This window comes from Dapis hubbardiae BLCC-M172 (assembly GCF_050016015.1).
GTDB lineage: Bacteria > Cyanobacteriota > Cyanobacteriia > Cyanobacteriales > Microcoleaceae > Trichodesmium.
This window is the reverse complement of sequence record NZ_JBNHEQ010000072.1, coordinates 4,413-14,792: the sequence shown is the minus strand read 5'-3', so window position 1 is coordinate 14,792 and position 10,380 is coordinate 4,413. Positions and strand designations below refer to the sequence as shown.

Here is a 10,380-nt window from a genome sequence, read left to right as displayed (position 1 = left end):
CACTCCCCTACTCTCAATCTCTAATTTTAAATAGACCCCTTCAGGGGTTCTATAGAAGCCCTAAGCGTATCTCCAGAAAATAGGTTGGAGGTAGAATTAATTGATAAAAAATAGGTAATAATTGATTTGATGATTGGATGAGTGGCAGATATCTAATACACCCTATCTCCCCATCTCCCCATCTCTCCACACTCCCGTACGGACGCCGAAAAGCTAATAGCTGACTGCTGAGTGCTGAGCGCTGAGTGCTGAGCGCTGACTGCTACTTCAATGACACTTATCGACTGAAAAATCGGTACTGATATGGCTAATTTCTCTATTTTCTGCTCCTAAACATCTCCCGTTATCCTTAAATTGTTAACTCACGATACGAATGAAACGGCCCTACCCCTTAAAAAGGGGGATAATAGGGGATCAGTGAAAATCGCTATATCTCCTAGTATTACTAATTTAATGAAAAAATAATGACTCTCAAATTTAACCATAAAATATTCTTCCAACCTCTAGTTATCTTGCTAATTATTTCCATAACTTTAGGAATAGGCTTCCGTTTTTTCCACCTTGATAAAAAAGTCTATTGGCATGACGAAGTATTTACTTCTTTAAGAGCTGCAGGTTTTAATCGGACTGATATTGACCGAGAATTATTTCAAAACCAAATTATTCCGGCTGAACAACTACAAAAATATCAAAAAATTCAACCACAAAGCACTTTCATAGGCACTCTCGAATCTCTAACAATTGAAAATCCCCATCATCCACCTTTATATTATTTGATGGCTCGGTTATGGATGCAAAAATTTGGCGGTTCCCTCACCGCATCTCGTAGTTTACCAGCATTAATTAGTTTATTATCTTTGCCATTAATCTATGTTTTAAGTTGGCAACTTTTTAACTCCCATTTAACTGCTTTACTCGCAACTACATTTTTAGCTTTATCGCCTTTTGAGATTTTATTTGCTCAAACAGCAAGGCAATATAGTTTAGTTACTGTTTTGATTATTGGTAGTAGTATTTTATTATTGCAGGCTTTAGATTCTCGAATTTGGAAAAACTGGGGATTATATAGTATTGTTTCTGCCATTGGTTTATATACCCATTTGTTTTTTTGTTTAACTCTTATCTCCCATGGGATATTTGTGATTAGCAATTGGTTGCTCTCAAATTATGTAGCAATAATTTCCTCTAAAAACAAATCTAATTTATCAAAATTTAAACTTTTCATTCAAACGTTACCCTTGGATTTTTTCATTGCCTCAGTAGCAATAATAATTCTCTATATTCCTTGGATAGTAGTAGTAATTAATAATCTGCAACGAGTGTATGATACAACAAATTGGGCAAGGGTATCAGTCAGCTTTGATTTTTTAGTAAAAAAGTGGATTTTGAGTTTTTCCAGTTTGTTTATTGACCTAGATTTTGGTTTTAATCATATCGGCACATATTTACTAAGATTGTTATTTTTAATTATTATTGTTTGGGGAATTTATACGGTTTGTCATTCTTGTAGTCTTTCCAGAAAATTATTTATCCTGACTTCTATTTTTGTACCTTTGATAATATTAGTAATACCAGATTTGCTCTGGGGTGGGAAACGCTCTACTGTCACCCGTTATCTAATTTCCTGTTTTCCAGCAATATATTTATCAGTTGCTTATTTATTGGCAAAGTATTTAGGTAGGGAACATCCTACTTTATTCGGCGAGAAAAAATACTGGCGGGTAGTTTTAGGGATATTGTTAACTGCTAGTATTGCATCCTGCAGCGTCAGCGCTTTTTCTGATACTTGGTGGAGTAAAAGTGTGAGTTATTTTAATGCGGAGGTTGCCAAAAAAGTTAATGCTAGCGACTCCCCAATATTATTGACTGATCTAGGCGATGATTATACTAATACGGCAAACTTAATTTCACTCAGTTATATATTAGATGATGATGTTCGACTATTGTTGTTGAGTCAGTCGCCTAATTTAGAAATGTTTGGAGATGAGTCGGAGATATTTGTATTTCGACCTTCTGGGAGACTGGGAGAAGTGCTGAAAGGAACACAGTGGGAATTTCAGTCTATTGTAGATGGAGAGTTGTGGAAAGTGAAGAAAAGGTAGGAATAAAATTATGGTGAAACTGTTGATGAAAAATCATATTATGTTTAGTATTAGTATCGCTATGTTAGATAATTGTAGGTTGGGTAGAACAAAGTGAAACCCAACAAAAACATTGGAAGGAAAAAATTGTTTTTTTCGGTTGTAAATGCTCTGCAAACGTTCCATGCTGCGCAATGCTAATGCAAACAAGCAAACCTACAGAATTTGAATATTTTTGAGTATAGATGTACCAAAAGTATAAGAAAAAACACAATTAACTATTGAAAAAATTATATTGTTTGTAGTTGGGCTTTAGCGCCAAATATATGTCTAGCACTAAATAATACCATTTCTCAAAAACTTTTCTATATTTACTTGAGCAGGGGAGTAGGGGAGTAGGGGAGTAGGGGAGAAGTAAACATAATCATAATTAATGTTAAATTACTTCACTCTTAGCAAAAAAGTATTGATTATTTATTAATTACTTAATAGCTGAAGTGTTCCCTAAGTATAGCATTAATGCATGGGAATTGGTATAAAATATAGAAACCGGGTTTGTATTAGATACCCTATGATAGTGATATCTGTCTTCCACAAACCCGGTTTATTCGCGGGATAATCCAAATTTTAAGCTTTTGTTTTCTTTAACTCATCCAGATATTTTTCTAGTTTATCTAATTCTGCCACATATTCAGATAATTTAATTTGATAAACCTGCAAGTTTGAGCAAATTTTCTCTGCTTCTCCTGCCTGACTTTCTCGTTGCCAAACTAAAGCTTCAAGTTCTGATTGAAATTTCTTTGTGTAATCTTTTATTTGCATTTCTGCACTGCGAAAGTCTTCCTTAACTTGCTGCTGTATAACTAAATCAATTACCTTTTTACTCTCTTTAAGTTGTTCATCAATTCTCCTACAAATTAATTGCGAAATTGCCTGCAAGTCTACTTCAAAGCTTTTGACTTCCACATTGACAAAATATATTTCATCTTTTTTGCAGTTTCGCTTTTTTACCTCCTGTTTGTTTTCTGTATATCTGATTCTATCCAGAATTTTATCAACTTTATCATCTATCATTCCTTCAAAATTTAGAAGAGGAATAATAATCGGATTAATATTTAACTTTATTTGCAAATATTCACCCAGGTAGACAGAAAGTTGATTAGATATTTCTTGGATTTTGCTTTGTATTTCTGTTGCTAAGTCTTCCCGAATTTTAGTTCCTTGCCGAGTCATTTTATCTTGCACATCTACCCACAAATTCTGAATATGAGGGGAACAGTATTCATTGATTGTTTTAATCAACTTTTCAGCATCTTTCTCTTCCTTAAATCTAATTTTATAAATATTTTCTGAATTCTGTCGCTCAACTTGATTGAACAGATTATCAAATCCTTGAAAAATTTCTCTAAATAAACCACCTCTTGACTTAGTTGGTTTATCAAATTTTGACTGGTCAGATATGGAATTTGCCAACTGTTCAATTTCGGTTTTTATCTGCTCTTTAGCATCCGTGGCAAATAATTTTAATTCTTGCCCAAACCTTTCAATTAACTTTTTTTCCTGTTGCTTGACTAACTTTTTTACTTCTAAAACCTGCTGATTGGCACGATCGGCTTTTTCAGCATATTCTTCGACTTTTTGTTTCAGAGTTTCCAGCTCAATTTCCCATCCTTGAATTTGAGTATTTAAACTATCCTCAATTCCTTTAACTACTTTTTCCAGTCTTGCCAAAACATCCTCTAAAAGATTTACTCCAGAATTTTGAGTAATAGTCTGAATAACCATTTTTTCTATTTCTGGAATGTTACTATCTATTAATGCTTGGGGAGCAATTTCACTAGGTAATGGAATTTCCTTTCGACCCTTTTCATTTTTTCTGCTATACTTGGCACTGAATGAATCTTCAAACTCTTCAATATCAAATTCAGTTGCTGTTTCTTTTATAATCAATTTTGCTAAAAGTCCCTGTCGAGAAATAGCAGGATAAATTCTGGGATTAGGAAAACCAAAGTTAATTAACTCTTGCTTTAACTCATTAATAACTTCAGGAATTTCTGGGTCTTTTTTTGTCTTTAAATCAACTTTGTTGAGGATAAAGTAAACCTTACCTGCATCTTTGTTGAGTATTTCTTTACGATTTTCTACTACTTCCTTGAATAAGTCTAAAATAGCATTATCTTTGTAGGAAGTGTAATTTAGAATAAATAGAATTGCGTTACAAGTTCGCAGCGCTTCTAATGCAGTTTGCTTTAATTTTACCGTATTAAAATTAGCCGACTCCCACTCATTCGGACCGGGAGTATCGAGTAGAGAAAAACCAGCTAATGAGGGAATTTGGCTAATAGCTTCTATGGGATGTTCAACTTCAAATCTAATTGTTTTATCAGGATTATTTTTTTCCCGAATTTCCCTGGTACGCTCTAAAAATTTCTGTTGAATTTCTCCTGCACTTCCTGCCACTAAAATTACAGGTTGCTCCTTAAGTTCGCGATATTCTAAAAGTCTCGGAGTTGCCCCATTAGAAATATGTTTAATATCGGTTCGACAAATAGTACAAGCTGCATTTTCACTAGCTAAAATATCCGCCCCAATAACAGCATTTAGAAATGTACTTTTACCAGCTTTCATTGCTGCGACTACTGCTACTTGATACTTTTGCTCTTGCAAATTTTGGAGAGTTTGAACGAGATTATTTTCAACAACTTCTAATCCTTGAGTCTTATCTCCTTCTGTGAGTTTACCCCGCCGAAATTCTTGCAGGAATTGTAAAATTTTACTTCCAGTTTGATTAATTCTGTTGTGTAGTTGTTGAAAATTTTGAGAGAACATATTTTGATAATTATGATTCATAGTAGGTGGTTGTTGATAATTTGATTCTAGAGGTTGATGATTAGGTGAAACAATTTTTTGCAGTGGTTCAAATTCTTGATGCCAAATCAAAGATTTCTTCAAGAATTTAGAATTTAGAATTTAGAATTATCTCTTCTTATAAAAAAGAGGATTGGCTAAAAGGATTTTTTTTTCTTTTTTCTCCATGAATGGAAAGGCTTTATACCTTGATTTTCCGGTAATTTAATCTTGAGCATAAATCTTGACTTTGCTGATAAATTTGAGTTGCAAATACTCAATTATTTGCCTAATTCGCTGAATAAGTTTGTCAGGGGTAGGGATTTTTTTCCTTTAACAATAACTTCGATAATTCCCTGCTCAAAAAAACTTTTGGTTTTGATTCCATCAGTTATAAGTAAGTAGTCTAGTATCTCCCTAACTGCTTCAGCATTTCCTTGTTTAGCAAGTTCTATGATTCTTGCAGAATCAGAATTTAGATAATTATTTTCCATTTAATATTCTCCTTTAGCTTATGTCAAAACGAGAGGAAATAAATTGTTGATTCTGGGAATTAATAAGCTGTTGTTGTTGAATCGCCCGAACTTTATTTCGAGCATAATAATAACTGGGAATAAGAATTAATTCTTCGTTGGCTTCGCAGAGAACTTCGTTAGTAATATCTACTGCTTCTCGAAAACTTTGTAAAGCATAAATTGAAGGTTCTCTATCAATATCTGCCATTAAGTAAATTAGATGTTGCTGTAATCTTAATGCTAAACGTAGACAATCTTTTTCCACTTCATCTAAAGCTTTTTGTCGGATTAAATCTTGAATTTGCCTTTGACTTTTATCAGCTAATTCATAATATCTTTGCTCCAATTCTGCATATTGTTCAGATAATTCATTGGCAATTTTACGGTGATATTTTGCTGCTTGTCTATCCTTTTCTCCTACTGCATGAGTAGTAAAAGTTCCTGCAACAGCTCCTACTGCTAAACCTAACGCCCCAATAATAAAAGGAAAAACCATAATTAACTCCTGGAAAAATTATTCTTGTTTGTAGTTTTGCTTTAGCGCCAAATTTGGAAAATGTTGGGTTTTTCCGTTGCAAATGCTCCACAAAAGTTCCTCAACCCAACCTACATAAATTGCTCAATAAATTATTTCGGTTGCTCTATTTGGGTTAATTCTGTTGTGGAATTGTTGAAAGTTTTTAGAGAATATATTTTGATAATTATGGTTCACGGTAGGTGGTTGATAATTTGATTATAGAGGTTTATAATTAGGTGAAACTATTTTTTTTTACTGGTTCAAATTCTTGATACCAAGTCAAAGATTTCGTAATTCCATCTTGAGCATCAATCTTGACTTTGCTGATAAATTTGAGTTGCAAATGCTCAATAATTTGCCCAATTCGCTGAATAAGTTTGTCTGAAGTAGGGATTTTTTTTCCTTTAACAATAACTTCTATAACTCCCCGATCATAAAAACTTTTTGTTTCTATTTCATCAGTTATGAGTAAGTAGTTGAAAATCTCGGTGACTGCTTCAGCATTTCCTTGTTTAGCAAGTTCTATGATTCTTACAGAAGAAGAATTTAGAGTATTATTTTCCATTTTGTTGTAATCTATAGAATGTTTATTCTGACTTCCAGTGTAGGAATATTCTTGAAAAAAACTAGATTTATTTGACAGCTCAAATCCTTGCTTATATTTCCTAAAACCTCCTAAATATTCTCTTTCTTCAGCGCGGATTAAATTTCGGTTCCAATAGTCAACATAAATAACTATCAATTCCTCATTTAGTTGATATAAAACATTATTAGTAACATCAACTGCTTCTCGAAAATTATTTAAAGTCAGTTTTGATGGTTCAGAGTCAATTGCCTGCATTACTGAAAGTAAATTTTGCTGTAATCTTAACGCCAAACGTAGACAATCTTTTTCCACTTCATCTAATGCTTTTTGTCGTTTCAATTCGTTAATTTGCTGTTGACTTTTATCTTCTAATTCATCATATTTTTTCTTCAATACTGTGTACTTTTCAGATAATTCATTAGCAATTTTGCGGTGATATTTTGCTTTTTCTCTATCTTTTTCTCCTGCTGCATGAGTAGTAAAAGCTCCGACAGTAGCTCCCACTGCCGCACCTATCCCACCAATAATAAAAGGTAAAACCATAATTAACTCCTAGAAAAATTATATTTGTTTGTAGTTGCGCTTTAGCGCCAAATTTGGAAAATGTTGGGTTTTTCCGTTGGAAATGCTCCGCAAACGTTCCTCAACCCAACCTACATAATTTCAGGATAATTGTAGGTTGGGTAGAACGAAGTGAAACCCAACAAAAACATTGGGAAACAATAATATTATGTTGGGTTTTTCCGTTGGAAATGCTCCGCAAACTTCCCTCAACCCAACCTACATAATTTCAGGATAATTGTAGGTTGGGTAGAACGAAGTGAAACCCAACAAAAACATTGGTAAACAATAATATTATGTTGGGTTTCATTCCTCTAGATAAATTGAATATTTTTGAGTATATATGTACCAAAAATTTCAGAAAAAAACAATAATATTATGTTGGGTTTTTCCGTTGGAAATGCTCCGCAAACGTTCCTCAACCCAACCCACTTCCTAACTATTTGTAGGTAAAAAACCTTGCTCATAATTACCAGATAAATGTTTAGAATTATTAGGCATCGCTCCTAATGACTTAGCTATAGCTACTGACTCTAAATACCGCTTCAGCGCTCCCTCTATTCCTGGTTCACAAGGTCGATTTTTTATCTGTTCATTTACTGCATCTGCTTCTGCCAAAAAATCTAAATTTTTCTGATGTTGATAAGTTAATTCATCCTCTATTTCTTGGAGACGTTTTAAGTCTTCCTTAGTCAAAGAATCATAATAATTCTTAACTGCTTCCTTGTGACTTTCTAAAATGTGGAAAAACTCATAAACCATACCCGCGCCACCCACTGCTAACAATACTGGCGAAACTGCACTCAACGCCATTCCAATAGGTGGGCAAAGAGAAGCAACTGTAGTAATAGTAAAAGCAGATGCAGCACCCACAGCACCCCCTTTTCCTGTATCTTTCAGGGTTTCCAAAATTGCTTCACCCTCAGAAATTTCTCCACGCACTACTCGCAAACCATTGGTTAAAATAGAAAAAGGAGCAGTAGTTACTGCACCGATCGCTGCTCCCATTGGTGTTGCTTTAACTCCAGCTTTCACCGCTCCCGTCAAATTATCAACGTGCCATTTTGCCCCCAGTTTTGCCTGTTCCTGCAAAGTCATATCCTGGTTCCCGCGTGCCCTGTTATCTTTGGCATTTTCCCACTTAATATTACTGGGATTATTTGAACCACCTTTACTATGTGGTTTAACGTGACTCGCATCTTTATCAGACAGATAGTCTCGCATATTTCTAGTAGCATTTTCAGCATTAGTTCCCGCTCGTTGAGATGGTGGCACTTTGTTAAACATTTCTTGAGCTTGAGCGTAAGTTCTCGATGCTTCTCCTGGACGAACTCCCCCTCGATAAAATTTTCGCGCTGCACCAGCAAATAAATCTTGAAATTTAGCGTTGTAGACTTTACTTGTAGCTGCTGCGTTAATGGCAAAGTTACGTTGCGAGTCATTGGACATGATTTTTTTGCTCCAAACAATATTACCTTTTAATTAGAAAATTTAAGTTTTTTCTATTAATAGCTAGACAGTTCAAATTTCTTTGGATAGCCATTGCTAGCCACGGCTTTCAGCGAACCCAAGGTGAGAAACTCTCACTCTTGAAGCTGTATGTGCTGTAAACCTTTACCAGTAATACTTTCAATCTTGAAAGTAAATCGTTTTTTAGAAGAACTTTGTACTCTCCAGTATTAATAGGTTAAGCTTTTTGTTAGTTGTTTGGATATTGTGGAAAATACGGATTTTTTATCCGTATAATCAAAGATTGATTCGGGAGGGGAAAACTTATACCTTTAAAATAAATTTTTAATTGTTTATCTGCTAAGGATATAATCTATACTGTTTATTAAAATCAAGATTGCTTCGAGGGTTTGAACTGTGTAACCTTTTAAGTTTAGTTTTAATTACGCCCCTCGCAATGACATATACAATAATAGTTACTGTTTATTCAAGCAAAAAGGCGGGCAAATATTTACCCACCCTTTTTGCTTCTTACTTATTCGTTTTTTAATGAATCAAACTTGGAGAAGTCAACACAAATACATCTCGATATCCCATCTCTTCTATCACAGGTTTTATCGGAGTTGTAAAGTGGAAAAATTCATGGTCATTTACCAATAATAAATCCCCTGGATTGAGAATTTTACTAAATACTGGCTTTTCTTTTTTCGCCGTATAAAGATGAGTTGCTCCACCTTGAATATTATGTCTATTTACTGCAAATATGCCTATAAAATCTGTGCCGTCTCTGTGAATACCTTCGGGTGCTGGATTACCTGAATTATTAGGGGAACAAATAGTTCTAATTTGATGTACTCCTATTTCTGCTTCTGGATGTATTTTACAGGAATCACAGAAGGCTAATATCATTTTTTTAAAGTTATCTAAGGCGATAAGTCTGTCATCTATTTCAGCAAATTCTCTTTTAATATCTCCAGCTAAAGGATTGTAATTTTTGCTTTGGAAAAGATAACCGTGAGGCTGCTTAACTAACTCTTCCCCTGAGATAATAAAACGAGAAAGTCTTCTATAACGATAGTTACCTTTTATGTATAGATCAACAGGAAGGTCGGCAAAAAACTCTTCAAAACCTTCCATGCTAATTGAATTTACCTTTTTGTAGGTAAACATAAAAGCGTAATCTAAATTGATTGATTCTAAAATTTTTTGCATAGATATTTTCCCCCATTTTATGGAGTAAAAATTGAGTTTTATATTGTTTATATTTTTAGTATAGCTCAGGTTTCTGAGAAGTGTTGCTAAACAGTATACAAACTATTAATTTTTGTAACAAAGTGTATCGAATTACTCAAAAAAAGGTTTATATCAAGTTAATTAACTAATACTGTTTCACAGAAGTTAAAAGTCAAAAGTCAAAAGTCAAAAGTAAGATTTTATAGACTCGAAACTTTGATGCTACATTAATTTCAGGAAATTATTTCACATAAATAGTTTGAAACTATTTGTGACATCTTTAAAGTGAATTGGTATAAGTAGGTGAGCATAAAGGTTCGCAACATTAGAGGGCGGGTTTTGAGAACTATATTGAGATTAGGTCAAGGGTTTTGGTTAAACCCACCCCTACAATTTTTTGAAAGTTTAATTAGACTTAACTACTTAATAAATAGTACAAAAATTGTTTTCTAATTCTGCGTGCGAATCATCCGTGTTATTAAGAAACCGGGTTTATGGGAGGTAGATTTTATATGGTAAAGCATTTAATATAAACCATTAAGAAACCGGGTTTATGGGAGGTAGATTTTATATGGTAAAGCATTTAATATA

7 protein-coding genes are annotated in these 10,380 nt (G+C 33.8%); 1 reads left to right on the top strand and 6 read right to left on the bottom strand.

From position 1 onward, the window contains the following. The first annotated feature begins 464 nt into the window (after positions 1-464). Entirely contained in the window at positions 465-2,102 is a 1,638-nt protein-coding gene (locus tag ACP6PK_RS07540) for a glycosyltransferase family 39 protein (RefSeq protein WP_426559089.1), read from the top strand. Between the two features lie 606 nt (positions 2,103-2,708). On the opposite strand, the gene ACP6PK_RS07535 is transcribed toward ACP6PK_RS07540, so the two are convergent. The 6 genes from ACP6PK_RS07535 to ACP6PK_RS07510 all read right to left on the bottom strand — a co-directional run bounded on the left by ACP6PK_RS07535 (position 2,709) and on the right by ACP6PK_RS07510 (position 9,768). Then, positions 2,709-5,021 (bottom strand): dynamin family protein, encoded by a 2,313-nt coding sequence (locus ACP6PK_RS07535; protein ID WP_426559088.1) that lies wholly within the window; start codon positions 5,019-5,021, stop codon positions 2,709-2,711. Between the two features lie 188 nt (positions 5,022-5,209). Then, the gene (locus ACP6PK_RS07530) at positions 5,210-5,422 is read right to left on the bottom strand and encodes a hypothetical protein (protein ID WP_094677421.1); all 213 of its coding nucleotides are present in this window, start codon (positions 5,420-5,422) and stop codon (positions 5,210-5,212) included. Positions 5,423-5,435: 13 nt separating this feature from the next. Further along, complete coding sequence (locus ACP6PK_RS07525) at positions 5,436-5,939, bottom strand: hypothetical protein (protein WP_426559087.1); 504 nt, start codon at positions 5,937-5,939, stop codon at positions 5,436-5,438. Between the two features lie 253 nt (positions 5,940-6,192). Next, a complete protein-coding gene (locus ACP6PK_RS07520) occupies positions 6,193-7,089 on the bottom strand; it encodes a YtxH domain-containing protein (RefSeq protein ID WP_426559086.1) in 897 nt (298 codons plus the stop codon). Positions 7,090-7,542: 453 nt separating this feature from the next. Next, positions 7,543-8,556 (bottom strand): hypothetical protein, encoded by a 1,014-nt coding sequence (locus ACP6PK_RS07515; RefSeq protein ID WP_426559085.1) that lies wholly within the window; start codon positions 8,554-8,556, stop codon positions 7,543-7,545. Between the two features lie 546 nt (positions 8,557-9,102). Then, positions 9,103-9,768 carry a 2OG-Fe dioxygenase family protein gene (locus tag ACP6PK_RS07510; RefSeq protein ID WP_426559084.1) on the bottom strand — a complete coding sequence of 222 codons (666 nt, stop codon included), beginning with the start codon at positions 9,766-9,768 and terminating at the stop codon, positions 9,103-9,105. Between the last annotated feature and the right edge of the window lie 612 nt (positions 9,769-10,380).